This is a genomic window from Peteryoungia rhizophila, from assembly GCF_004912145.1.
Taxonomy (GTDB): domain Bacteria; phylum Pseudomonadota; class Alphaproteobacteria; order Rhizobiales; family Rhizobiaceae; genus Allorhizobium; species Allorhizobium rhizophilum.
In genome coordinates this window covers 195,682-219,734 of the sequence record NZ_STGT01000004.1, presented here as the reverse complement: position 1 = coordinate 219,734, position 24,053 = coordinate 195,682, and the positions used below count along the sequence as shown (strand labels likewise).

General features: G+C 60.9%; 21 protein-coding genes and 2 pseudogenes. 12 read left to right on the top strand and 11 right to left on the bottom strand.

Features of this window, described 5'->3' with window-relative positions:
• Nucleotides 1-117: 117 nt before the first annotated feature.
• The 6 genes from E9677_RS17075 to iolD form a co-directional block, all read right to left on the bottom strand.
• Complete coding sequence (locus E9677_RS17075) at nt 118-1,275, bottom strand: HlyD family efflux transporter periplasmic adaptor subunit (protein ID WP_235883009.1); 1,158 nt, start codon at nt 1,273-1,275, stop codon at nt 118-120.
• A gap of 459 nt (nt 1,276-1,734) precedes the next feature.
• On the bottom strand, nt 1,735-1,911 hold the full coding sequence (locus E9677_RS17070) for a hypothetical protein (RefSeq protein ID WP_168801253.1): 177 nt from the start codon (nt 1,909-1,911) through the stop codon (nt 1,735-1,737).
• Nucleotides 1,912-2,124: 213 nt separating this feature from the next.
• Complete coding sequence (locus E9677_RS17065) at nt 2,125-2,964, bottom strand: class II fructose-bisphosphate aldolase (RefSeq protein WP_136559271.1); 840 nt, start codon at nt 2,962-2,964, stop codon at nt 2,125-2,127.
• Complete coding sequence (locus E9677_RS17060) at nt 2,961-3,803, bottom strand: 5-deoxy-glucuronate isomerase (RefSeq protein WP_136559270.1); 843 nt, start codon at nt 3,801-3,803, stop codon at nt 2,961-2,963. Before E9677_RS17060 ends, E9677_RS17065 begins: the two co-directional genes overlap by 4 nt.
• 12 nt (nt 3,804-3,815) lie before the next feature.
• Nucleotides 3,816-4,784: a 5-dehydro-2-deoxygluconokinase gene (gene iolC, locus E9677_RS17055; RefSeq protein WP_136559269.1), complete on the bottom strand. Its 969-nt coding sequence runs from the start codon at nt 4,782-4,784 to the stop codon at nt 3,816-3,818.
• 1 nt (nt 4,785) lies between these two features.
• Entirely contained in the window at nt 4,786-6,651 is a 1,866-nt protein-coding gene (gene iolD / locus E9677_RS17050; protein WP_136559268.1) for a 3D-(3,5/4)-trihydroxycyclohexane-1,2-dione acylhydrolase (decyclizing), read from the bottom strand.
• Between the two features lie 127 nt (nt 6,652-6,778).
• Here iolD and E9677_RS17045 point away from each other — a divergent pair, with 127 nt between their 5' ends.
• The 3 genes from E9677_RS17045 to E9677_RS17035 are packed head-to-tail and all read left to right on the top strand — an operon-like array spanning nt 6,779 to nt 9,968.
• Nucleotides 6,779-7,882 carry a Gfo/Idh/MocA family protein gene (locus E9677_RS17045; protein WP_136559267.1) on the top strand — a complete coding sequence of 368 codons (1,104 nt, stop codon included), beginning with the start codon at nt 6,779-6,781 and terminating at the stop codon, nt 7,880-7,882.
• A gap of 23 nt (nt 7,883-7,905) precedes the next feature.
• Nucleotides 7,906-8,799, top strand: a complete 894-nt coding sequence (locus tag E9677_RS17040) for a TIM barrel protein (RefSeq protein ID WP_136559266.1) — start codon at nt 7,906-7,908, stop codon at nt 8,797-8,799.
• Nucleotides 8,800-8,810: 11 nt separating this feature from the next.
• On the top strand, nt 8,811-9,968 hold the full coding sequence (locus E9677_RS17035; RefSeq protein ID WP_136559265.1) for a Gfo/Idh/MocA family protein: 1,158 nt from the start codon (nt 8,811-8,813) through the stop codon (nt 9,966-9,968).
• 75 nt (nt 9,969-10,043) lie between these two features.
• Here the strand turns inward: E9677_RS17035 and E9677_RS17030 are convergent, their stop codons facing one another.
• Entirely contained in the window at nt 10,044-11,042 is a 999-nt protein-coding gene (locus tag E9677_RS17030; protein ID WP_136559264.1) for a LacI family DNA-binding transcriptional regulator, read from the bottom strand.
• 168 nt (nt 11,043-11,210) lie between these two features.
• On the opposite strand from E9677_RS17030, the gene E9677_RS17025 reads away from it, so the two are divergent.
• From E9677_RS17025 to E9677_RS25440, 4 genes are all read left to right on the top strand, one after another.
• Complete coding sequence (locus tag E9677_RS17025) at nt 11,211-12,161, top strand: sugar ABC transporter substrate-binding protein (RefSeq protein ID WP_112243146.1); 951 nt, start codon at nt 11,211-11,213, stop codon at nt 12,159-12,161.
• Between the two features lie 99 nt (nt 12,162-12,260).
• Nucleotides 12,261-13,373 (top strand): ABC transporter permease, encoded by a 1,113-nt coding sequence (locus tag E9677_RS17020; RefSeq protein WP_136559263.1) that lies wholly within the window; start codon nt 12,261-12,263, stop codon nt 13,371-13,373.
• A 43-nt stretch (nt 13,374-13,416) separates the two neighbouring features.
• Nucleotides 13,417-14,175 (top strand): ATP-binding cassette domain-containing protein, encoded by a 759-nt coding sequence (locus tag E9677_RS17015; RefSeq protein WP_408014750.1) that lies wholly within the window; start codon nt 13,417-13,419, stop codon nt 14,173-14,175.
• Nucleotides 14,176-14,208: 33 nt separating this feature from the next.
• Entirely contained in the window at nt 14,209-14,358 is a 150-nt protein-coding gene (locus tag E9677_RS25440) for a hypothetical protein (protein ID WP_205910157.1), read from the top strand.
• Nucleotides 14,359-14,778: 420 nt separating this feature from the next.
• Here E9677_RS25440 and E9677_RS17005 read toward each other — a convergent pair whose 3' ends face one another.
• Entirely contained in the window at nt 14,779-16,554 is a 1,776-nt protein-coding gene (locus E9677_RS17005) for a sensor domain-containing diguanylate cyclase (RefSeq protein WP_168801252.1), read from the bottom strand.
• A gap of 136 nt (nt 16,555-16,690) precedes the next feature.
• Here E9677_RS17005 and E9677_RS25595 point away from each other — a divergent pair.
• A pseudogene (locus E9677_RS25595) lies at nt 16,691-16,828 on the top strand (type II toxin-antitoxin system RelE/ParE family toxin); the annotation flags it as partial.
• Between the two features lie 73 nt (nt 16,829-16,901).
• On the opposite strand, the gene E9677_RS16995 reads toward E9677_RS25595, so the two are convergent.
• The 3 genes from E9677_RS16995 to E9677_RS16985 form a co-directional block, all read right to left on the bottom strand.
• Nucleotides 16,902-18,587 (bottom strand): ABC transporter permease, encoded by a 1,686-nt coding sequence (locus E9677_RS16995; protein ID WP_136559261.1) that lies wholly within the window; start codon nt 18,585-18,587, stop codon nt 16,902-16,904.
• A 7-nt stretch (nt 18,588-18,594) separates the two neighbouring features.
• Entirely contained in the window at nt 18,595-19,572 is a 978-nt protein-coding gene (locus E9677_RS16990; protein WP_136559260.1) for an ABC transporter substrate-binding protein, read from the bottom strand.
• Between the two features lie 217 nt (nt 19,573-19,789).
• The gene (locus E9677_RS16985; protein ID WP_136559259.1) at nt 19,790-20,884 is read right to left on the bottom strand and encodes an ABC transporter ATP-binding protein; all 1,095 of its coding nucleotides are present in this window, start codon (nt 20,882-20,884) and stop codon (nt 19,790-19,792) included.
• 558 nt (nt 20,885-21,442) lie between these two features.
• Here E9677_RS16985 and E9677_RS25590 point away from each other — a divergent pair.
• The 4 genes and pseudogenes from E9677_RS25590 to E9677_RS16965 all read left to right on the top strand — a co-directional run bounded on the left by E9677_RS25590 (nt 21,443) and on the right by E9677_RS16965 (nt 23,929).
• On the top strand, nt 21,443-21,685 hold the full coding sequence (locus E9677_RS25590; protein WP_235883008.1) for a helix-turn-helix domain-containing protein: 243 nt from the start codon (nt 21,443-21,445) through the stop codon (nt 21,683-21,685).
• Between the two features lie 283 nt (nt 21,686-21,968).
• Nucleotides 21,969-22,247 (top strand): annotated as a pseudogene (locus tag E9677_RS25815) (VapC toxin family PIN domain ribonuclease); the annotation flags it as partial.
• 399 nt (nt 22,248-22,646) lie between these two features.
• Nucleotides 22,647-23,627: a 3'-5' exonuclease gene (locus tag E9677_RS16970; protein WP_136559257.1), complete on the top strand. Its 981-nt coding sequence runs from the start codon at nt 22,647-22,649 to the stop codon at nt 23,625-23,627.
• 155 nt (nt 23,628-23,782) lie between these two features.
• Nucleotides 23,783-23,929 carry a DUF1127 domain-containing protein gene (locus tag E9677_RS16965; protein WP_136559256.1) on the top strand — a complete coding sequence of 49 codons (147 nt, stop codon included), beginning with the start codon at nt 23,783-23,785 and terminating at the stop codon, nt 23,927-23,929.
• Nucleotides 23,930-24,053: the final 124 nt, after the last annotated feature.

Sequence of the window (24,053 nt, the reverse complement as noted above, 5' to 3'; positions counted from 1 at the left end):
TGTGCCAGGTGCTTGTGCGATCCAGGAGGGCCGAACTGACCAAAGCCAGGCCGAAGACAACCATGCATAACATGGCCGCAGACCAAAGCTCGCCACCGTATAGGAGGCCACCCATCTTCAGGTCCACATCCGCCGCAGCCAGTCGAGCGGCCTCTCCTCGAAGAAGACCCTGCCGGTGCGTCCGATCAGGCAGCGCAGCTCTGGTTCCTGACGGAGTGCGGGGACATCAAGGGTGACGTCGAAGCGTTCCAGATGGCGCTCGCTCGGGGCGATTGCGAGGTTCTCATAGACGGTCGATGCACCGGAACCCGCAACGCGGGTGACGAGGCCCGGCAGAAGCCGGTCGCTGCCGTTCATCCTGAATTGAGCCGTGCTGCCCAGCGTGATCTGATTGTAGACACGCTCGGTGACGGATAAAGTGACGATGGTCGACTGGCAATCGACAAGGCTGAGGAGATCCTGCCCGCGTTGTACCGTCTCGCCGGAAATGGCGAGATAGTCCCAGATCAGGCCGGAGACATTGGCTTGAAGAGAAGCGGAGTTCAGCCGGTTGACGCGCACCTGCTCGGCCCGGATCCGCAAATCCAGGGCCTCCAGGACAGTTGCCTGAGCTGCCGCACTGGCTTGCAGCTGATCCCTGGCCACCTCCAGTTCGGACACGCGCTGTTCGGAATAAGGCGCATCATTGTAACCGTCACCGAGAAAAATGCCGCGTTCGGCAGCCGCCAGATTGATCCGCGCGACGCGGACCGTCTCCTGCGCACTCACCAGATCCAGTTCGGCGACTTCCGCGAGCGAGCGTGATTGTTCAAGCGCCTCGCCGGTTCGAACACCCTGGTCGCTCAGACGATCGGACCGTTCGAGGCTGAGGCGCGCATATCGCAGTCTGGCCTCCGCTGCGTTTGCAGAGGCTTCCGCCCCGTCGATCTGCGCCTGCAACTGCTGGATACGCTCACGCCGATAGCTTTGCGCACGGCTGCCGAGTTCCTCGATCGATACGGCCAGACCCTCTGCGGTCTTCGTCAGCCGATCCAGCTCGGCCTTGGTTGCCATCCGCTGTTGCTGGAGGTCGGAGAGCCTCACATTGTCGACGAGTGGATCGGCGATCGTTCCCAGACTATCGCCCACATTGACCCTTGCGCCGAGCGGTCGCGATATCGCATCGAACGTCCCCGAGATCGGTGCCCGCGTGGTCGTAAGTCGCGCGTTGATGAATGCGTCAGCGCTGACACCGGCGGTCTGCTCTCTCACGATGACAAACAGTGCAAGGAACAAGATGACCAACCCTGCAACAATCTTGACCGACCTCATACTCAACCCTCGCTCGTATTATGGTCCCCCAATGGGTTAACTAGCAGCAGGGGCGGAGAGGTTCAGGCCGAAATCTAACTCCTAATATCCATGGTTGACGATCTGTTAATCCTAGCGTTGATGGTGTGCCGCCTGCCATGCGGGCTCCCCGTGCGGTGGGTACAGTCATCGGGCTGCGGTTGAGGGCATCGGCGGATAGAATGCAGAGTTCTGCCTCGCCTTGGATCAAAACGATGCCCATTCCTTCTTCGGTGCAATCGATACACAAGTTGTCATCTGCCTTCGGCTCACCAACATCAACGGATTCCACGGCATCGGCACTGTTCCCTGGTTCCATAATTCTGCGCGGCTCCCAAAACGACTGTTTTGGGACGCTCTCGAAGCGAGCTTTATTCAGGTCTCGGTGCAATCATGCCCCCGCAACTAGCAAAACTTGCAAATTTTCCCTCTCGGGATACTCACCCAAAAGCTCTTCGCATAAGCCACGAGGAGCTTTTTGCGTTTCTGCTCGATGGCGAGCTCACCGGACGCAATGCGCGCCATGAGATCGTTCTGGGCTGCGGCGACAAACTGGTGCTGCAGCACGTCGATCACATCCATCAAGGCCATAAAATTGGCGACGTCACCATGGCCTTGAGGCTTGCCGGCTCGTCGCCCGGGGTGACTTTTGACCCACTTTCCCTCCAGTTTTCGGGGAGCAGAGCAGACCTCACGGGGGAATTCGCTCGTCGTCTTGATTGTTGGAGATCCTACGTCTTAAGAATTGAAATCTTCGCCAAATCTGGGGCGGTTCAATCGATGCACCAATGCCCTTCAAGAGCGCCTCGCTTTGAATGCGCGCAGGATGCTGCGGGTGGCTTCAACCAGCGGCCCGTGGGTCTCCCGCAGGATCGCGATACGATCGAAGCGGTCCGCGTCACGATTGACGGCCTCACGTAGCGCTTTCCCAAAGACCATCCTCAACTCGGTTCCGATGTTGAACTTGCAGATGTTGGAATGGCGAGACAGGTCGATGCGCTGGTCAATCGGTACGCCTGATCCGCCGTGGATGACCAACGGCACCTGTGTCACCGCCTCGATGGCGCGGATGCGTGTCACGTCGAGACCACCGCTCATCCTTGTTTGCTGGAGGTGCACATTGCCAACCGATATCGCCATGGCATCGACACCGGTCTCGGAGGCAAAGCGCGACGCCTCCTGCGGGTCGGTGCCCGCCGATCCCTCACCGCCAGCATAGCCAACAAATCCGATCTCGCCTTCGCAGGACAATCCCGCCGCATGAGCTAGTTCGGCAATCGCGGCGGTCTCGTCGATGTTCTGGTTGAGCGGCATGCGCGATCCATCGAACATCAACGAGGTGAAGCCGCAATCTACAGCCTGCCGGCATTCTGCAAGCGAGTACCCGTGATCGAGATGGGCGACCACCGGTACTCCGGCCGATTCTGCCAGATGCCGGAACATCGCGCCAAGAACGGGCAGCGGCGTATGGGCGCGGCAGCCGGGCCCGGCCTGCAGTATCACTGGGCACTGCTCGGCTTCGGCTGCCGCCACGAAGGCGCACATGTCTTCCCAGCCGAGTGTCACCAGGCCGGCCACGGCATATCCCTGTCTGAGGGCGGGCTGTAGGACGTCGGCCAGAGTCACGAGGCTCATTTGAACTTTGCGATCATGTCTTTGATGCCGGGAATGGTTTCCAGCTGGGCCGCATGGCTCGGCTGGAAATACTGCACCAGACTGCGCTGGCTGAGACCGGCGAGGATGGTGAAATAATACATCTCGTAGCCCGGCAGCACGCAGCAAGGATGGTAGCCATGGTCAAGGCAGATCGTGGACCCGTTGACGATGTGATAGGCATCGCCGGGCTTTCCATCCTCGCGCTGCAACATCTGCAGGCCCGAGCCATAATCCGGACGGAAGCGGAAATTGTAGGTCTCGTCGTGGCGGGTCTCCAGCGGGAGACGATCCGTGTCATGTTTGTGGCTCGGAAAGCCAGACCAGCCGCCCTGACCGACCGTGAATAGCTCACTGACCAGCAGGCGTCCCACGCGGCCATTGTATTTCGTGCCCAGTATATGCTTGATTTTGCGATGGGTCTTGGTGTCGTCAGACCCATACTGCACCATGTCGATATCGGCGGCGCGTACCTCGAACGGATCGAGGACTTTGTCATAGCGTGCGCCGGCAATGAAGGTTTCGGTCGTGTCGGAGACACAGGTGATCGTCACGCTGGCCCCCGAGGGGATGTAGACTCCTTCCGGCTCGCCGTCCCATACGTCGACGCCGCGCTTGCCGATCGCGGCGAACGATACCCCTTCGACCGAAATGTCGACTGACCCCGTTGCCGGAACGATGCCCGTTTCGAAGCCCGGTACTTGGTAATGGAAGCTCTCGCCCTTCTTCATCTTGACGATGTTGAAATAGTTGAGCGGAACGGTCGGATCGTCGATATCGACGATCGGCATGTTCTGGTTGTCGAAGGGGGCGATGTGCATGCGCGCGTCCTTTCAGGCCTCGTTCGGGCTTGGATGGGTGGCGAGGAACTGTTCAAGCTCGGCGGTGGTGGGCATGGCAGGGGCGCAGCCGACGCGGCTGACCACGATGGCGGCACAGGCCGAGCCTCGGAGCACGGCATCGCGTAAGCTGAAGCCCGCGGCAAGTGCGGCAACGAGGCCGCCCAGAAAGCTGTCTCCGGCTCCTGTCGGCTTGATGGCCCTGACAGGGAAAACGCCACTGCGGATCTCTTCCCTTGGCGTGATGGTAATCGCTCCGCCTTCGCCCATCTTGTATATCACAATGCCTGCACCGTTGCGCACAAGGCTGCGGGCTTTGTCGAGACCCTTTGAATAGTCGCCGGCCATAAAGCCGAATTCGACGTCATTGCCGACGATCACGTCGCATTGTGCAGCGGCGCGCGAATAGGTCTGCGCGGCGACCTCAGGCGATGGCCAACTGTAGGGACGGTAGTCGACATCGAAGATCAGCGGCAGGCCGGCAGCGCGCGCCATTTCGAAGCTGCGGAAGGCCGCGCCGCGGGACGGTTCGGCGGCGAGCACCGTGCCGGTGGTGATCAGTGCGGAATAAGCGGCATAGTCAATGCCCAGGACATCCGCCTCCGACATCTCGAAGTCGGCAGCGCCGTTGCGGTAGATGACCGATTGGTGATCCTCTATCCGCGTTTCCACCACCGCCAGTGAATTGCGTGCCTCGCCGCCAACGGCCCGCACATGGCGGCGATCGATGCCGTAATGGTCGAGCTGGTTCAGGCAGAAGCGCCCCACTGCATCGTCGGAAACGCAGGTGACAAGGCTGCAGGAACCGCCATGCCGGGCAAGCGCCACGGCGATGTTGGCTGAAGAACCGCCAAGGCTCGCCGAAAATTGCGTTGCATCCTCGCTGCGCGTATTGGGCGGATCGGCATAGAGGTCCATGCCGGCCCGGCCGATGACCAGGAATCGGTTGCCGGAAAGGTTCATGTCAGATGCCCTGCCGCTGCTTGTGGCGGGAGGATTCCCAGTCCTCGTGGGCCAGCGCCACCCGCGGGTCCCGCGAGACCGCCGGCGTGCCGACTTCCCACCAGGTATGGCCCTCGGTCGTCCAGCCCTCATAGGCGTCGACCGTCATGCAGATTACGCTGGTACGCTCGGCCGCCTTGGCGCGCTTGAAGGCCTCGGCAAGTTCTGCCGGATTGGCAACCGTTTCGGCAATCGCACCCATGGCCCGTGCATGAGCCTCGAAATCCACCCGAAAGGGCTCGGCAACCGTTGGGCAGTCGATGAACAGGTTATTGAAGCTCGGCTGGCCCGTATTGTTTTGCAATTTGTTGATGACGGCAAAGCCGCCATTGTCCAGCACCAGGATGATCAGCTTCTTGCCCGTGAGCACCGAGGAATAGATGTCGGAGTTCATCAGTAGATAGGAGCCGTCTCCGGTGAAGACGATCGTGTCGTTGTCCGGCTCGCGCTCGCACTGGGCGATGCGTGCACCCCAGCCGCCCGCGATCTCGTAGCCCATGCAGCTGAAACCGAATTCGACATCGACAGTTCCGATCTCGAGCGTGCGCCAATTCGCGGTCACCTCCGCCGGCAAGCCGCCGGCCGCAGCGACGATGCGGTCACGCGGATCGCAAAGCGCATTTACTACGCCGATCGCCTGAGCATAAGAATTGGGCCGGTTGCCGGCGGCCACATTGCCCGCGACGTAAACGTCCCATCGCCCCCGGGCCTCCTTGGCTGCAGCGGTCCATCCGTCTGGGGATCTATATCCGTCCAGCGTCGAGGAAAGTGCCTCAAGCCCCAGCTTCGCATCTCCCACGACCGGCAGGGCACGATGCTTGCCGGCATCATGCCGGGCAACATTCATTGAGATCAGCCGGGCCGTCTTGGAAAAGGCTGTCCAAGAGCCCGTGGTGAAATCCTGCAGCCGGCAGCCTACGGACAAGATCACATCGGCTGCTTCCGCCACCTGGTTGGCGCTGGTCGATCCGGTTACGCCGACCGGGCCGATATTGAGCGGATGCGTCGACAGCAGATTGGCCCGCCCGGCAATGGTTTCGATCACGGGAATGGCGTGTGCTTCGGCAAAGCGCGTCAACTCGGCGACCGCTCGCGAATATTGCACCCCGCCGCCCGCGATGATGACGGGCCGTTGCGCTGACCGCAGCAGCCGGGCGGCTTCGGACAGTTCTTCCGCATCCGGCATCTGCCGGCGGATCCGGTTGATGCGCTTTTCGAAAAAGGCCTCCGGATAGTCATAGACCCAGCCCTGGACATCCTGCGGCAGGCCGAGAAAGGCCGGCCCGCAATCGGCCGGATCGATCAGCGTGGCAATCGCAGCCGGCAGGCTCTGCAACACCTGCGCCGGATGGGTGATGCGGTCCCAATAGCGGCTGACGGATTTGAACGCATCGTTGAGACCGAGGCTCGGATCGCCGTAGTGCTCCATCTGCTGCAGCACTGGGTCGGGCAGGCGGGTGAGGAAGGTATCACCGCACAGAAGCAGCACCGGCAAGCGATTGGCATGCGCGAGTGCTGCGCTGGTCAGCAGGTTGGCGGTGCCCGGTCCGGCGCTCGCCGTACAGAACATGAAGCGCTGCCGCAGCCATTGCTTGGCATAGGCGGCGGCGGCAAAGCCCATGCTCTGCTCGTTCTGGCCGCGATAAAGCGGCAGTTCGGCCTGAAGCGGATAGAGCGCCTCGCCGAGGCAGGTCACATTACCATGCCCGAAAATGCCGAAGCCGCCGCCGCACAGGTGACGCTCCTGTCCGTCGATCTCGATGAACTGTGCCGCCAGGTAGCGGATGATCGCCTGAGCCGTGGTGAGCCTGATCGTACCTTCAGTCATGGCGAGCCTGTTCCTTGCATGACGCATAATTTTCAGGCTCCGCACAAAACCATCTTGTGCAAAACCTGATCTGACGATACAAAATTTGCAACCGGTTGCAAACAGATTTTAAACGAGGCGGCGCAAAATGACAGAGATTGGGATCGGCATCGTCGGTGGCGGCTATATGGGCAAGGCGCACTCGGTCGCCATGGCCGCTGTCGGAGCGGTGTTTGACACGCGCCTACGACCGCGATTGGAGATGATTTGCGCCAGCACGCCCGTTTCGGCGGAGAGCTATCGCCAGGCCTTCGGCTTTGCCCGCGCCACAGCTGACTGGCGCGAACTCGTGAGCGATCCGAAGGTCGAGGCCATCGTCATTGCCACCCCCCAGTCGCACCATCGCGAGATCGCCGAGGCAGCCTTTACGCGCTGCAAGCCCGTTTTCTGCGAAAAACCGATGGGCGCAAACCTTGCCGATGCGAGATCCATGGTCGCGGCCGCGGCAAGTTCAGGCGCCGTCAACATGGTCGGCTATAATTACATTCGGACCCCCGCCAGTCAGTTTGCAAGGCAGATGATCGCCGCTGGTGAAATCGGCACTATCACCTGGTTCCGGGGCGAGCATACGGAAGATTTCTACGCCGACCCGCAGGCCCCCGCGACCTGGCGCACGACCGGCCGTGCCAATGGCACAATGGGTGATCTCGCGCCGCACATGATCAACGCGGCACTCGCCTTGGTTGGTCCGATCACGAGCGTGGTTGCCGAGATCGAGACCGTACATGGCACGCGTCCGGGTGGCACCGTGAGCAACGATGACCAGGCCCAGATGATGTGCCGTTTCGACAATGGCGCCATGGGGCAATTGCATTTCAGCCGCATCGCGACCGGTCGCAAGATGGGCTATGCCTATGAAATCACCGGCACGAAGGGTGCGATCCGCTTCGACCAGGAAGATCAAAACGCGCTCTGGCTCTACCGGGCCGACGGGCCGGAAGCGACGCGCGGCTATGTCAAAATCCTGACCGGCCCCGCCCATCCCGACTACAAATCCTTCTGTCTCGGCCCCGGCCATGGCACCGGCTACCAGGACCAGATCATCATCGAGGCCCGTGATTTCCTGCAGGCCATCGACACCGGCCAGTCCATCTGGCCGAGCTTCCGCGACGGCCTTGCCGTGCTGGAGGTAGTCGAGGCGGCCTGGGCCTCCTCGGACGCGAAACGCTGGCAGGCAGTCGGCAAGGCTTGATTCAAAGAAAGGTCTCACCGGATATGTCCATTCGTATCGGCAACGCGCCCTGCTCCTGGGGTGTGGAATTCGCCTCCGATCCTCGCAACCCGACCTGGCAATCCGTGCTCGCCGACTGCGCGGCCGCAGGCTACAAGGGCATCGAACTCGGCCCGGTCGGCTTCATGCCGGAAGATCCGGCCATCCTCGGGCCTGCGCTGACGGAACTCGATCTGCAGCTGATCGGCGGCGTGGTGTTCCGCGCCTATCATGATCCGGAGGCGTGGGACGATGTCCTCAATGCCACGCACCGCACCTGCAAGGCGCTTGTCGCCCACGGCGCACGGCATCTGGTGCTGATCGACAGCATCAGCCCGCGCCGGGCGCCCACCGCCGGCCGTGCCCGCGAGGCCGAGCAGATGGATGCAGCCGAATGGGCTTCCTTTCGCGATCGCATCGCCACATCGGCACGCATCGGGGCCGAGGAATACGGCCTCACCGTGGGTATCCATGCGCATGCGGCAGGCTTCATTGATTTCGAACCCGAACTGGAACGGCTTCTCGACGAGGTCGACGAAAGCGTGCTGAAGATCTGCTTCGATACCGGCCATCATTCCTATGCGGGCTTTGATCCCGTGGCCTTTATGAAACGGCATATCGACCGGATTTCCTATATGCATTTCAAAGATATTGATCCGCAGGTGAAGGCTCGCGCTATCGAAAATCGCACCGGCTTCTACGAGGCCTGCGGCCAGGGCATCTTCTGCAACCTCGGGCAGGGCGACGTCGATTTTCCGGCCGTGCGCCAGGTACTGCTCGATGCCGGCTTCAACGGCTGGTGCACTGTCGAGCAGGATTGCGATCCGACGCTCGATGTGCGCCCCGTCGATGACGCCCGACTCAATCGTGAATATCTTGAATCGATCGGCTTCAACTAGGAACGGGCATAATGGCGAAACTGAATTGGGGAATGATCGGCGGCGGCAAGGGCAGCCAGATCGGACCGGCGCATCGACTGGGCGCGGGACTGGACGGGCAATTCGACTTTGTTGCCGGCGCGCTGGACCACCGCGCTGACGAGGGGCGCGCTTTTGCCGAAAGCCTCGGCATTGCACCGGAGCGAGCTTATGGTGACTGGAAGGAAATGCTGGCCGGCGAGAAGGATCGCGCCGATCGAGTTGATCTCGTCACCGTCGCCACGCCGAACGCCACGCATTTTGAGATCACCAAGGCCTTTCTGGAGCATGGTTTTCATGTGCTGTGCGAAAAGCCCATGACCATGACCGTCGAGGAAGGCGAGGAGATCGTGAAGCTCGCCCGGGCGAGCGGACGGATCTGCGCGGTTAATTACGGCTATACCGGTTATTCGCTGGTCCGCCACATGCGTGCCATGGTGGCCCGCGGCGATCTCGGACGCATCCGCCTCGTCAAGGCCGAATTCGCCCATGGTCATCATGCCGATGCTGCCGATGCTGAAAACCCCCGGGTGCGCTGGCGGTATGATCCGTCACAGGCAGGCGTATCGGCACAATTTGCCGATTGCGGCATTCATGCCATGCACTTGGCAAGCTTCGTCGCCGGGCAGGAGGTCGAGAGACTGTCGGCCGACACGGTATCCTGTATCGAGAGCCGTGTTCTGGAAGACGATGCCATGGTCAATTTCCGCATGAGCGGCGGCACGGTTGGGCGGCTCTGGACCTCGTCCATTGCGATTGGCCGCCAGCATGGGCTGACGCTGCAGGTCTTTGGTGAAAAGGGAGGGCTGCGCTGGGCGCAAGAGCAACCGAACCAGCTCTACTGGATGCCACTCGGCCAGCGCCTGCAGGTTATCGAGCGCGGCGAAGGCAATCTGTCGCCCGAAGCCGATCGCAGCAGCCGCGTGACAGTCGGTCATGCCGAAGGCATGCCGCTTGCCTTCGCCAACATATATTCCGACCTCGCCGAGGCGATCCGCGCCGGCAAAGACGGGCGGGCGATGGATCCGGCCGCAAATCTCTATCCGCGCGCCGAGGACGGATTGCGCTCAATGGCCGCGGTCTTTGCGGTTGCCGAAAGCGGCAAGCAGATGGGTGCATGGATGGATGCGCGCCCGCCAATGTTCCGCTGATTCGATCCGGCCGGGCCGCTATCGCTGCCCGGCCGGTCAGTTCTCGCAGGGTGATCATGCGGTTCGTAGCAGTCGCTATGCGCGTGGCCTGAGCGTACCTCGTTCGACGAAGGTGCAGGGAAACAGCCTGGCCTCTGGATAGCGTTCGGGCTCGTCCAGCATTGCGACAATCAGTTCAATTGACGAGCCGATGATCTGGCGCACCGGCTGACGGATGGTCGTCAGGTTGATATTCGCCCAGCCGGCGATCTCCATGTCGTTGAGCCCCATGATCCCGAGATCCTCCGGCACCCTCAGCCCGGATTCGCGAACTGCGCTGAGGGCTCCGATCGACAACACGTCGTCACCGCAGAAATAGGCTTCGGCAGGCTTGGACTGCAGTAGGCGCTGCATCTCGCGGCGTCCTGCCTCGAAACTGTAGGCATCGGCAAACGATGTCTTAAGGTTCACCAGCGCGTGGCTTGCCAATTCCTCGCTGAAGCCCTTTAATCGGTCCTGCGTCGAGGTGGCCGCCTCCGGTCCGCCGAGAAAGCCAATGCGGCGATAGCCGCGCGCTAGCAATTCCCGGGCCGCCATGCGCCCCGCTTCCACATTATCGATCCCGACCACATGCACCTGTGTCGAGGAGGAATGCCGGCCGAAACTGTGCACCACCGGCATGCCGGCATCGCGGAAGGCGAGTGAAAAGCCCGGGGGCAGCGTCGATGAGGCAACCAGCACTCCATCGACGGAATATTGCCGCAGCATGCGGACCGAACTGGCCGGATCGATCTCTTGCGAGAGATTGACAAGCAGGGGCCGGAGGCCGCGTTCTTGTAGGCCGAGGGTGAAAAGGTCGAACACTTCGAGAAAAATGGGATTGTGGAAGTTGTTCGACACCAGTCCAATCAGCTTGGTCCGACCGGTGGTGAGGCTCGAGGCGAGCGCGTTGGGGCTGTAACCGAGCTCGGCCGCCGCCTTCTCCACTTTCTTGCGGGTCCTGGGCGAAACCGAGGCGCCTTCCGTGAAGGTACGCGACACGGCGGAACGCGACACGCCGGCTTTTTCTGCAACATCCTTCAGTGTCGGCGGCATAATTTAATCCTCTCAGAACTGTCTTTCTAGCGCAGGAACACTCGAGGCGCAGCATGTATTGACAAGGCTAATGTTGCAACCGGTTGCAAAAGGCCCGCTTTGGTGTAGTCTGATCGTCAGGCGCGGCAACGCCCTCGCGCTGCATCCGTCATTCTCTGGGAGGAAACAATGACTAAACTGGCAAAAACATTCGCACTGGCCGTCACCCTGGTTGCGGCACCCTTCGTGATCGCAGGAGCCGCTTCCGCGGAGGGCGAACGCTACATCCTCGTCAGCCATGCGCCCGATAGCGACAGCTGGTGGAACACCATCAAGAACGGCATCGCGCTAGCCGGCAAGCAGATGGGCGTGACTGTAGAGTATCGCAATCCGCCGACCGGAGACTTGGCCGACATGGCCCGCATCATCGAGCAGGCAGCTGCATCTAATCCCGACGGCATCATCACCACGCTCGCCGATTTCGACGTTCTCTCGGGCCCGATCCGGGCCGCTGTCGACCAGGGCATCGACGTCATCATCATGAATTCCGGCACGCCGGAGCAGACCCGGGAAGTGGGCGCGCTGATGTTCGTCGGCCAGCCGGAATATGATGCCGGCCTGGCTGCCGGCATGCGCGCCAAGGGCGACGGGATCAAGTCTTTCGTCTGCGTCAACCATGTCATCTCGAACACGGTCGTGGCCGATCGCTGCCGCGGTTTTGCCGATGGTCTCGGCATTGAGTTGGGCGACAGCATGATCGATGCCGGCCAGGACCCGGCCGAAATCAAGAACCGCGTGAAAGCCTACCTGACGGCAAATCCTGATACCCAGGCCGTTCTGACCCTGGGGCCGACTTCGGCAGACCCGACCATCCAGGCGCTGCAGGAAATGGGTACGGCCGGCTCGCTCTATTTCGGCACCTTCGATCTGGGCACCGAAATCGTCAAGGCCATCAAGGACGGCACCATAAAGTGGGGCATCGACCAGCAGCCCTTCCTGCAGGCCTATCTGCCAGTTGTGATCCTGACAAACTATGATCGCTACGGCGTGCTGCCGGGCAACAACATCAACTCTGGCCCGGGCTTCGTCACCAAGGAAGCCCTGTCCAAGGTCGAAGAGTTTGCGGGCGAATACCGCTGATCAAACGTCAAGGCGGCGAAGGCATGGCCTTCGCCGCTCTATCATGCAGCATGCTCCACGCGGAGGCCTGCCTGCATCAGCACATGATGGGACTGGCTCATGAGTAACAATGCGCACACCGACGAGCGCGTCAAAACGATGTCGGCCTTCAGGCGCAGCCTGATCCGACCAGAACTGGGAAGTATGGTCGGGACAGTGGCGGTGTTTGCCTTCTTCGCCCTGTTTGCCCATGACAGCGGCATGTTCAATGCCCAAGGCGTTCTGAACTGGTCCATCGTCTCGGCACAGTTCATGATCATCGCCGTCGGCGCCTGCCTGCTAATGATCGCCGGCGAATTCGATCTCTCCGTCGGCTCGATGATTGGTTTTGCCGGCATGCTGATCGCCATTTTTAGCGTCACGCTCGGCTGGCCGGTCTGGTTCGCCATCCTGCTGACGTTCGTCATCTGCGTGGCGCTGGGTGCGCTCAACGGCTACATCGTCGTGCGCACCGGCCTGCCGAGCTTCATCGTGACGCTTGCCACCCTCTTCATCCTGCGCGGTTTCACCATCTTCCTGCCCCAGACACTCGAGCGCAAGACCATTATCGGTGGCATTCGCGAGGCGGCCGAGGGCGACTGGCTCGCCCCTGCCTTCGGCGGCAAGATCGGCCAGCCGCTTTTCACCTGGCTCGGCGAGATTGGTATGCTGACCGTCTTCGAGCGCGGCAACCTCAAGGGCCAGCCTGTTGTCGACGGCCTGCCGATGCTGATCGTCTGGGCACTGGCCCTCGTCGCCGTCGGTCACTTCGTCCTAACCCGCACCCGCTTCGGCAACTGGATCTTCGCCGCCGGTGGTGACGCCCAGGCCGCACGTTATGTCGGTGTACCGGTCAACCGGGTGAAGATCCTGATGTTCATGTTCACGGCCTTCTGTGCTACGGTCTTTGCCGCCTGCCAGGTTTTCGAGTTCGGCTCCGCCGGGGCCGATCGTGGCCTGCTCAAGGAATTTGAGGCCATCATCGCCGTCGTTATCGGCGGTGCGCTGCTGACGGGCGGTTACGGCTCGGTCATCGGGGCGGCCCTCGGCGCGCTGATCTTCGGCGTCGTCCAGCAGGGGCTGTTCTTTGCAGGGGTCGAAAGCAGCCTGTTTCGGGTGTTCCTCGGCGTCATCTTGCTGTTTGCCGTCATTCTCAACACCTATATCCGCCGCATTATTACAGGGGAGCGCTGAGATGAGCCCTAGCCCCACCATGACCCGCACACCGCTCATCCAAATGCGCGATATCGAGAAGCATTTCGGCGCGGTGATTGCGCTGGCCGGCGTCTCGGTCGACATTTTTCCTGGCGAATGCCACTGCCTTCTCGGCGATAACGGCGCCGGCAAGTCGACCTTCATCAAGACCATGTCGGGCGTGCACAAACCGACGAGCGGTGAAATCCTGTTCGAAGGCAAGCCGATGCAGTTCGACGATCCGCGCGATGCGATCGAGGCCGGTATCGCCACGGTCTACCAGGATCTGGCGATGATCCCTTTGATGTCAGTCAGCCGCAACTTCTTCATGGGCAACGAGCCGATCCGGAAGTTCGGACCGCTGAAACTGTTCGACCATGAATATGCCAACCGCATTACCATGCAGGAAATGGGCGCAATGGGCATCAGCCTGCGCGGCCCCGACCAGGCGGTGGGCACGCTGTCGGGTGGCGAGCGCCAGACGGTGGCCATTGCCCGCGCCGTGCATTTCGGGGCGAAGGTGCTGATCCTCGACGAACCGACCTCGGCACTCGGCGTGCGCCAGACCGCCAACGTACTGGCAACGATCGACAAGGTGCGCAAGCAGGGCATCGCGATCGTGTTCATCACCCACAATGTGCGCCATGCCATGGCTGTGGGTGATCGCTTCACCGTGCTCAATCGCGGCCAGACACTTGGTACGGCCTTGCGCGGCCATATCACCGCAGAACAGCTCCAGGATCTTATGGCAGGCGGGCAGGAGCTTGCGACGCTGGAGGGATCGCTTGGCGGCACGGTGTAGCGCCTCGCCGAATCCTGGATCAATGGCCTCCTGATGCCAAACGCCAAACAAGCAGAATCGGCATTGCGGCGCATAGGCTATTCTTTCCCACCTGTTGGGACGCGCAATGCCGCTAATGGCGAATTGCCGCTGGTGGAGAAATGGGATCGCGATGAGGTGAATAAACTCAGGTTTGGTGAATGACTTTGGCCAATTCTTAAGCGGTTCGATCATTTCATTGGCCCGGAAGTGACGGTACGGCACTGGCACGGCGCCTCGCGCACCGAAGCGATGACCCATTTCGCGGTGGCCGAGTCCCTTGACGGCAGCGCGGTCACCTGGATGGAAAAGGTGTCCGATGAGCCGCCACCAAAATGCACCCGCCTTCCGGGTTGTCGTCGATGCATTGCGTCTCGGCCACCGGCACGCCGTCGTCGCCCTCCGTCAAGATGAACGCCTTCTGGTTTACAAAAAAACGGTGACGTCTTTAGAGGAGCCCGCTCCGTGTAGTTACCAAGAGGAACCTGTGTCGAGGAAGGGGCGCATCTTTCATCCGGCCCGATACCATCATGGATTGTGCGATGCCATGTTTCACACAATCCGCCTATCGAGTGACACAGTGAATCATGCCGCCGCTCTGCGCCCTTCGGTCGGCACGCCGTCCATGACAACTCGGTTTCTTCCGCCTGACTTAGCCGCGTAGAGCGCGGTATCAGCGAGGTGGATGACATCTTCCAGGTCTCGCGCAGCGGACGATCCCAAAGCGCAGCCGACGCTGGTTGTGAAGCTGATCCGGTGCTCTGCGACAATCACCACTGTGCGAGCGATCTGCTCTCGTAGTCGATTGGCCATCATCGAAGCAGAGGTTTCATCGGTTTCTCGAAGCAGCACGACAAACTCTTCACCACCAAACCGGGCGACCTTGTCGGTCGTGCGGATGCCCGCGCTGATAATCTCCCCCATTTTGCGGATGACGTCGTCGCCGGCGGCATGGCCATACGTATCGTTGATGCGCTTGAAGTGGTCGATATCGAACATCAAGATACTGAACGGTCGATCGTAGCGATTATAGTAGCTCCAGGCGTCCTCAGCGAAGGGGAGAAAAGCCCGGCGGTTCAACAGTCCTGTTAAACCATCCGTGTCGGCGAGCAATTGTAGGGCATGGAGGTCGGCGCCGTAGCGCATTATCTTCTGTTCGACTTCCTTCTTCTGGTCCGCGACCTCGCGCTGAAGCGTGTCGATGGTTGCGGCATTGGTCATTTGAACGCTTTCCGCGGTTCCTACCCGCCGCAACAGCGAACGAACCGCTGCCGACAGTTTGAGGATATCCAGCGAGCCGTGCTGGCGCTCCACACTCGTAACATCGGTCTGCCGCCCAACCAGATCCAGGCTGTCGGCGAGCGCCCTCAAGGGATTGGTCACCGAACCGGCCAGGGTCCATGCAACAGCGGAGGCAACAGCGGCGACCACTCCGCCGAGCAGCAATATCTGCAGCACGAGTTGGTTTGCGGGCGCATAGATAACCGAGACGGGCATGCGGGCAATGACGTTCCATCCAAGCCCTGGATAATCTCCCTGCCCCCGTGTCGCAACGGCGGCAGCCAGCATGGGTGCGGCTCCCGATGTGTCCATGAACAGGACATCATTGGATTTGGCAGCCTGAGCCAGGAGCGAAGGATCGACTTTGCGATCTGCAGGTCCGATCAACAGGCTGCCGTCCTTGGCCGCGATCCAAAGGTCTGCGGCACTTTCTTCATTCTGGCTGGTCAACACGGTCTGTCGTACATCGTCAGCCCAGGTCCAGCTCATGTGGGCGCCGAGGACGCCGGCAAGCTCCTGGTTGCTGTCGAAGACCGGCATGGCGACATCGACAAAACGGAACGGGGCTTCATCGGGCGATGTGCGGAGCAGTTTGTCGAGCAGCTTAGCATCGTGAACATCTTTAACCGTCGGCTGCTTCAGCCCATCCACGAACCACGGACGCTGTGCAACCGACACTTCTTCCAACATGCCTTTGGTGGCCGCGTGAACGATGCCATCTGGTGTAGCAAAGCCGAGCCACGCATATTCAGGTAGGCTCATCTGGAGCTGCTCGAGAATGCCGCGGGTCGCAGCCGCATCCTTGCTCCAGACCGCCTGAAGCGGACCAAGACTGGCAATGTTCTGGATTTCGCGATAGCGCTCGAACATGTGCTGGTCGAGCCGATCCGCCATGTTGCGTGCAAGTGTCTGCAGCTGCTGGTTTGCATTGGCTTGCGCCCCGCTTTTTGCAACCATGGCCGCGCCAACCGCCGCGATACCGACTGCTGCAATACATGTCACGGCCGTTACAAGAGCCACCTGCAGGCGAATCGTCATCTTGTTTCGGACGTTCTGAAATGACCAGCTGCTGATCGCCATGTGATGTCTCCTGCCTTTAGAACTGCCCATCATTGCCAGTGAAGGGTTAGTGTTGGGCTAAACAACAGCCGTAAAAAAACGTTAACGTGCCAAAGTCGCCGTCTGGAGGGCGAAGTGGTATATGATAGCGCGCTCTTCAGCGTTACGGATGGCGCGATGCCAACATCACTACGTCTTCTGTCTGCCTCAAGAAGAAGCGCCCGCCCTCATCGTGGCGATTCTTCATAAACGGATGGATCCCATGACGCGTTTGGCTGATCGTCTGAACGAATGATGTCTTGACGAAGGGGAGATTGCCTGAGCGCGAGGGCAGGTCCGACCGATTACGCGCTCTGTGTATGGGGCAATCAGTCAATCCAGGGCAGCATGTCCTTGGGCAGCCTCCTTGCGGCCACGGTGGCGATGGCTGCGAGGATCAGGACCAGGAGTGTGGACAGCACGGCCACCGCGGCGGCGGCGGTTGAGTTGCCCTCGTATTGCAGGGCAAAGATCATGACGCCGATCGTCTCGTTGCCGGACGCCCAGAGAAGTGCCGACAGCGTGAGTTCGTTGAGCGCTGTCATCACCACGAGGATCGCCCCGGCTGCCCCGGCCGGCAGCATACCGGGCAGGAATATCGACAGTATGCGGCGGATGAGCCCGGCGCCGGCAACGCGCGCTGCCTCGTCCAGCGAGGGGTCGGCCGATTGCGCCGCGGCGGCCACGGGGCGCAGCACCAGGGGCAGGAACCGCGCGAGATAGGCGATGACGAGGATCGCCATGGTGCCGTAGATTGATACCCCGAGGAACGGCAGGGGCTTCAGGAAGGCAAGGATCATACCGAGCGCCATGACCGTGCCGGGAACGACCCAAGGCGCCTCGATGACGATGTCGAGCAGTCGCAGCACCGGATTTCGTCTACGCACGGACAAAAAGGCGAGCGGGACCGCCACCAGCACGCAGATCCCCGCGGTGACGCTCGAGAGTAGCAGCGAATTGGCGAAGGCCCGCCGTATGGTTTGGTTGTTGAGCACGGCGCGGAACTGGTCGAGGCTCATCGTATCGGGTCCGAAGGTGACCCCGATGGCGGGCAGGAGTGCGGTCATGGTGAGTGCGGCGAGCGGCACCAGGGTCAGGATGAGAACGACGAGCCAGAGCAGGATCTCTGTAAAGGGTGCGTGCTTGCCCGGCACGAAGGGTGCCCCCGCCGGAAGGGGCACGGCAACACGGGTCGTCACCAGATTGCGTGCGAGGATGGCGATCGCCGCCATCAGCGCCAACAAAAGAGCCAGCGTGGCAACCTGGCCGGCGGCGGCCGGACCGAAGCCGTTGAGCCGCTGATAGATAAGCGTCGTCAGGACCGAAATGCGACCCGGAATGCCAAGCAGGGCTGGTACGCCGAAATTGCCGATTGCCGCTGTAAAGGCGATCAGGCTGCTTGCCAGCACCGAAGGCATCACGATCGGCAGCACGATGCCGCGACCGATCCGCCCCGGCGAAATGCCAAGGATACGGGCGGCCTCTACGAGATCGGCGGGCAGCGCCCGCAAAGCGGCACGCACGGAGATGAAGACCAGCGGCATGTGCTCGATGCCCATGACAAGCGCGATCCCACCGATCGAATAGAGTGGATTGGTCGAACCCGGCGCCGGTGCCAACCCGAGTGGTTTGAGGATCGGTGACTGCGCGCCGAAAAACTCGATCCAGGCAAGCGCCATGGTCTGCGACGGCACGATCAGTGGCAGCAGGATCAGGAAGGTCAGCGCCGCTCGGGTCTTCAGCTTGAGCAGGCTGACGGCGAAGGCGAGTGCCACGCCGAGAAGCGTCGAGATGACCACTGAGAGCAGCGCGGTCTGCAGCGTGCCGGAGAGCGCCCGAAGCGTTGAACGGCTGGAAAGCGTGGATAGCATCAACCCGAGTGGTGCACCGTCTTCACCGGGCTGGAAGGCGCTTGTAAACAGCCGGGCAAGCGGCCAGAGCGTGGTGACTGCGACATAGAGAATGAGAAGGGAGACGAGCAGATGCTCGGCTCCCGAAGCACGCGGCGGGCGCATGATGAAATCAGCCGCCGAACAGTTCGGCGAACGTCTCCTTGTTCTCCGTATCGGCCTTCAGCATCGCGTCACTGTCGGCGGGCAGGATCTTCAGCGTGGTCAGCGCCGGATAGCCTTCCGGTTGGGTGACGCCGGGCAGGATCGGGAAATAGCCCTGCGCGGTTGCCTGTTCCTGGGACGCCTTGGAGAGCTGCCAGGCAACGAAGGTTTTGGCAGCCTCGACGGAATCCGAGCCCTTGAGCACCGCGACCGGCTGGGTAATCGAGCTTACGCCTTCTTTCGGAAACACGAAGTCGACGGGCGCGCCCTTCTTCTTGGCGTTGAGCGCCATGTATTCGATGATGATGCCATAGGCCTTCTCACCACGCGCGACGGCCTCGATGACCGTGCCATTGCCCTGGCCGGCGACCGCACCGGCTTCGGCCAGCTTTTCGTAATAGGCCCAGCCAAAATCGGGCTGCTGGATCATCGTGCCGACATGGATGACGGCGGCGCCAGAATAGAGCGGGCTTGGCATGATCAGGCTTTTCGCCGCGTCGGTTGAAAGCAGGTCGTTCCAGCTGGTCGGCACGGTCTTCACGAGGTCGGTGTTGTAGACGATGCCGGTGGTGATGACCTTGGTGCCGAAGAAGGTCTTGTCGGCGTCGATGAATGCCGCATCAATGCCTTCGACCGGGGCCTCGGTAAAGGCGAGCAGGCGGTCGTCGTTCTTCAGCTGGGTCATCGCGACTGTGTCGGCGATTAGGATCACGTCGGCCGGGCTGTTGCCGGCAGTATATTCCGCCTGAAGCTTTGCCATGACTTCGGTCGTGCCGGAGCGGAACAGCTCGACCTTGATCTCCGGATGGTCGGCGTTGAAGGCCTCGATCACCTGGGTCATCTGATCCTGCGGCTGCGAGGTATAGACGGTGATCGTGTCCTCGGCTTGGGCGGTGAAGGCGAAACCGGCAAGGATGGTGGTGGCGAGGAGTGTACGGATGAACATGGGAACCTCGTTGAAAGGGCAGGGCTGAGCGAAGGCGGCCCGACCCGGACGATGGGGGAACACCCGCGCAAGCCGACGGGCGAGGAGTTTCGCCTAGCGCAGGCAGATGACGGCAGCATAACGGTTCGATGATCTTCCCGTGACAGCGCAACGCCACATCCGCCGTGCCGCTGCAGCCACATGTGGAAAGGCGCGTGGCAAGGTGGCTTGGATGGGCTCAGGCCGTCTGGGCCCGGCGGGTCACCTGGGCGTCGGCGGACGAGTGCCCGTCTCCGATCACCCAGCCGCTCCGCAAGACAAGCTCAATCGGCGTGCCGGGTAAAAGTCGCTCGGCGAGCGGTAGGCTGACGACATCGCCGTCGATCTCCGTCGGTATGCAATGGCTGAGAAAGGCGCCATTCTGAAACACTTGCCCGACGAGCTCGGTCTTCAGCTCCCCGCCCTCGGCCACACGCTGCAGATCTGAGGCATGGAAGCAAAGCCAGCCATGGCCGACTTCGGCGTGGCCCGGCATATCGAGAAGCTGCTGGCCGAGCATGACCCGGGTCCGGCCGCTTTCAGATTTCAACACACGGACTGGCAATGTCCTCCCCCGCCCGATGAACCGGGCGACAAAGGGCGAGGCCGGCTGGCGATAGAGCGCCTCCGGCGTGCCGACCTGCTGCAGCCGGCCCCTGTCCATCACGGCGACATGTGTTGCGACCGCCATGGCCTCGTCCTGATCGTGGGTGACAAAGACGAAGGTCGCGCCGGTCAGGCTGTGGATGCGGCGGAATTCTGCAAGCATGGCCTCGCGCAGATGGGCGTCCAGATTGGCGAGCGGCTCGTCGAGCAGGATGAGCTTCGGCCGTGTGGCGAGCGACCGGGCGAGCGCCACCCTCTGTCGTTGCCCGCCGGAAAGCTCGTGCGGACGCCTGTCGCCGAGGCCGCGCAGGCCGACGACCTCGAGGACTTCGTCGATCCGCGCCGCGCGCTCCTTCGCGGTAAGCCTCGAGATCTTCAGGCCGAACTCGATATTGCCGCGCACGCTCATGGTCGGCCACAGCGCATAGGACTGGAACACCATGCCGACCCGGCGCTTTTCTGGTGGCACGAAGGCCATTTTGCCAGCGACCACCTGTTCATCCAAGCAGATCTCGCCCTGATCCGGAACTTCAAGCCCTGCGATCAGCCGCAGGAGCGTCGTCTTTCCGCAACCGGATGGCCCGAGTAGAGCGAGAAATGCGCCGTCGGGGATGTCCAGCGAGACTGTGTCGAGTGCCTGGAAGTCGTGGAAGCGTTTGGAAACGGCTCTGAGGTTCAGTCGGGGCAAAGTTCTGTTCTCCAAACCATAATGGTCCCGTGCCATAGATAGATGACGTAGAGATGACGCCATCAGCCTTGGAAAATCTCCCCTGCAGGATGAGAATTTCTGGCTTTGGAATGCCGGCAGAATTGCTGACGGAGGACAATGGGTGGGGTAGACGTGGATGGCACGGGGTGCATGGGCTGGGTGTCTTACTGTGGTATCAGCCATGACCGGCCTTTCCCATCTGCCTGCCTCAATTGCCAAGGCTGCCTGTCTTTCCCTCCGCGATGAGCACTTCGATGATATGTCTAACGCCCGGTAGAAGGTATCGACTGGCCGGCCACACCGCATAGATGCCGCCTTTCACGTCTGATGCGTCCTGCAGCAGTGACACCAGCCATCCAATGCTTCATTTCGCGAGTGCTACGCTTTGAAATACCCCCGGGACAAATCGGCAACACGGATCGTGTGATCAGGCTGTGCAGAGGGCCGAGTTCTTCATGGCGGGCACAGTCAGTCATATATGATAAAAAGTAGGCCGGATTATTTCAGATAGGGAAGATTGTATTGGGATCTTCCAAGGTGAAGCCAGCCTTTGAAAGGCTCGGACAAAATGTCCGAAACGCCAGGTTGCGGCGGCGCATCACCATCGCCGATCTCGCCATGCGTGCCGGAACGTCGCCGAGCTCCATTGCGCGCCTCAAACGGGGCGATCCCGGCGTCGCCATTGGGACACTTGACGATCTGCTGCTTGTCCTTGGCCTTCTGGAACGCCTCGCCGACCTCATCGATGTCCGCAAGGATGATCTTGGGCTGGCGCTATAGACGGCACAGGGTCCACGTCGGGGGCGATCGTTTGCGGCGAAGCTCCGGAAACGAAGGCTCAATCTGAGACTGCACAGGAGCACCAGGACATTAACGCCCGTATGCCGACTCCTGAATTTGGAAGTGCAGGATCGAGATAGTTCCATGATTCAATCTTACGCTACCTCTGTCTTCAGGGGCCTAGGCGATTGATCAAGAAGGCCGGTGGTGTCGAGATCTCGGACAGCGACGTCGAAGCCCTGCAGGAAAGTCGCAACAGGACACCTGCTGAACTTCGCGTCGGATCGCTGCTATGCCTCCAGGGAACCAACAAGCCATCCTGCGCGACCGCCTTGAGGAAGCGCTGCCCCACTTTTCCGAGCGTTTCCTTTCCTTCGATCTGGCTACGTCTCAGATCTATTCCGAATTGGTGGCACGCATTCGAGCAGCTGTCAGAGCGATTGGCACGGTCGACAGCTACATTGCAGCTACGGCCGCACCAAACGGCCTGGCGATCGCAACTCGCGATACAAGCCCTTTCGAGGCTGCCGCGCTGAAAGTGATCGGTCCTTGGTCCACATAACAGTCCGCATTTGGGTGTCGTGAGTTCGGGTCTCTTCAAGGCAACATAGAGTATCTGCGAATATTGATGTGGCAGAGATCCGTTTAAGCGGACCCGCGCGCCGGGGGCTACCGATCCCGGTTTCCGGCGCCGCCCGCTGTTTGTTGACCCTCCTGCGGCAACCCTTTTTAACCGGTATTGCGGGAGGTGAACGGCTTTGGCGTTTTCGGCTTCAGCTGATGTGCCCTTTCCTGTTCTGAACGCTCGCGCGTCCTGGTAGACCATTATGGCTCACAGTCGCGAAGAGGCGACCGGAGGCCCCAAGTCAGTGTTCGGTTTGCGCAGCAAGGGGGCAGGCTTGTTTTGCACGGAATGACGTGATTTGAGATTGTCATGAATAGCGGAGATACCAGCAACCGAATGGCAGAGCAGTTCGACATGTTTTCTGAAGGGGCCGGTGGAACCCGTCCAATCTCCCGTGACCGCGCAAAACCTGCCGCTCTTGAACAGCAATTTGTCACCATCAGCGAGGACGAGATGGTCCGGCAGTTGGCGCAGACAGGCCGCTACCGCATTCTGAAGAAACTCGAGCCACGTGCGATCGCGACCGTTATCCGGCCTGAATACCCGCTCAGGGGTATCATCCTCGATACCGAGACGACCGGCCTCAACGCCCGCACGGACGAGATCATCGAACTCGGGGTGATCGCCTTCACCTTCGACAGTAACGGCTGGGTCGGGGATGTCACCGGCATCTATAGTGGGCTTCGGCAGCCGAGCGTTCCCATTCCTCCTGAGATCACCAAGCTAACCGGGATCACCAATGAGATGGTGGCCGGACAGTCGATCGACCTGCCAGCATTGCAGGCGTTGATCGAGCCCGCCGATCTGGTGATTGCCCACAATGCAAGCTTCGACCGGCCTTTTTGCGAAGCGTTTTCGCCTTTGTTCGACGGCAGGGCTTGGGCATGTTCGAATTCAGAAATCGACTGGTCGGCACGGGAATATGAAGGCACCAAGCTTGGTTATTTGATCGGCCAGGCGGGGTATTTTCATGAGGGTCATCGCGCGGTCGATGACTGCTTTGCCCTTCTGGAGGTCCTTGATCGTAAAGTTGAAGGGACGGCGTCCACTGCCTTTGCCGAACTCTACCAGGCCAGCCAAAAGTCGCGGGTGCGGATTTTCGCCGAAAACAGCCCCTTCGACATGAAGGACCATCTAAAGGCACGCGGCTATCGCTGGTCGGATGGCAGCGACGGTCGCCCCAAATCATGGTGGATCGAAGTCGGGGAAGAGGCACTCGACGACGAACTCCATTATCTTCGCACCGAAATCTACCGCTATTTTGACGCTGATCCACCGGTCAAACGCCTGACCGCCTTTGATCGGTTCCGGGCCTGACCATTTGGTCCTGATCCATGCGTTTAACGCATGGCCGACCTGAAGCGTTATGTCTTATCGCGCGGCGGCGAAGAGCTTATATTCCAGTCATCGAAACGACGTTGGAACCAAAGCAGGTTGCTGGCGTCACAGGGACCTCACGAAAGGGGATCATCATGAACGTAGCACGCTCTTTCAACAACTGGCGCCGGTACCGTCAGACCGTCACAGAACTTGCCCGCATGTCCTCGCGCGAACTGCAGGACCTCGGCATCAACCGTGCCGATATCCACAGCTTAGCTCGCCAGTCGGTCGCTCGCTAGACAGCTACCGTCGAGCCCATTTCGCATGATACGACGCCCGCTGATGATGCGGGCGTTTCGATATCTGAGCGGTCGCCAAGTTTGACGGGCAAATCCCGCATGGCAGCAGTGCCTGCATTCTGTG

What these genes read in the sequence shown, in the direction of transcription:
- E9677_RS17070 (WP_168801253.1), bottom strand. Translation starts at nt 1,911, where the DNA reads ATGGATGTGATCGACGTGCTGCAGCACCAGTTTGTCGCCGCAGCCCAG.
- E9677_RS17065 (WP_136559271.1), bottom strand. Translation starts at nt 2,964, where the DNA reads ATGAGCCTCGTGACTCTGGCCGACGTCCTACAGCCCGCCCTCAGACAG.
- E9677_RS17060 (WP_136559270.1), bottom strand. Translation starts at nt 3,803, where the DNA reads ATGCACATCGCCCCCTTCGACAACCAGAACATGCCGATCGTCGATATC.
- iolC (WP_136559269.1), bottom strand. Translation starts at nt 4,784, where the DNA reads ATGAACCTTTCCGGCAACCGATTCCTGGTCATCGGCCGGGCCGGCATG.
- iolD (WP_136559268.1), bottom strand. Translation starts at nt 6,651, where the DNA reads ATGACTGAAGGTACGATCAGGCTCACCACGGCTCAGGCGATCATCCGC.
- E9677_RS17045 (WP_136559267.1), top strand. Translation starts at nt 6,779, where the DNA reads ATGACAGAGATTGGGATCGGCATCGTCGGTGGCGGCTATATGGGCAAG.
- E9677_RS17040 (WP_136559266.1), top strand. Translation starts at nt 7,906, where the DNA reads ATGTCCATTCGTATCGGCAACGCGCCCTGCTCCTGGGGTGTGGAATTC.
- E9677_RS17035 (WP_136559265.1), top strand. Translation starts at nt 8,811, where the DNA reads ATGGCGAAACTGAATTGGGGAATGATCGGCGGCGGCAAGGGCAGCCAG.
- E9677_RS17030 (WP_136559264.1), bottom strand. Translation starts at nt 11,042, where the DNA reads ATGCCGCCGACACTGAAGGATGTTGCAGAAAAAGCCGGCGTGTCGCGT.
- E9677_RS17025 (WP_112243146.1), top strand. Translation starts at nt 11,211, where the DNA reads ATGACTAAACTGGCAAAAACATTCGCACTGGCCGTCACCCTGGTTGCG.
- E9677_RS17020 (WP_136559263.1), top strand. Translation starts at nt 12,261, where the DNA reads ATGAGTAACAATGCGCACACCGACGAGCGCGTCAAAACGATGTCGGCC.
- E9677_RS17015 (WP_408014750.1), top strand. Translation starts at nt 13,417, where the DNA reads ATGCGCGATATCGAGAAGCATTTCGGCGCGGTGATTGCGCTGGCCGGC.
- E9677_RS25440 (WP_205910157.1), top strand. Translation starts at nt 14,209, where the DNA reads ATGCCAAACGCCAAACAAGCAGAATCGGCATTGCGGCGCATAGGCTAT.
- E9677_RS17005 (WP_168801252.1), bottom strand. Translation starts at nt 16,554, where the DNA reads ATGGCGATCAGCAGCTGGTCATTTCAGAACGTCCGAAACAAGATGACG.
- E9677_RS16995 (WP_136559261.1), bottom strand. Translation starts at nt 18,587, where the DNA reads ATGCGCCCGCCGCGTGCTTCGGGAGCCGAGCATCTGCTCGTCTCCCTT.
- E9677_RS16990 (WP_136559260.1), bottom strand. Translation starts at nt 19,572, where the DNA reads ATGTTCATCCGTACACTCCTCGCCACCACCATCCTTGCCGGTTTCGCC.
- E9677_RS16970 (WP_136559257.1), top strand. Translation starts at nt 22,647, where the DNA reads ATGGCAGAGCAGTTCGACATGTTTTCTGAAGGGGCCGGTGGAACCCGT.
- E9677_RS16965 (WP_136559256.1), top strand. Translation starts at nt 23,783, where the DNA reads ATGAACGTAGCACGCTCTTTCAACAACTGGCGCCGGTACCGTCAGACC.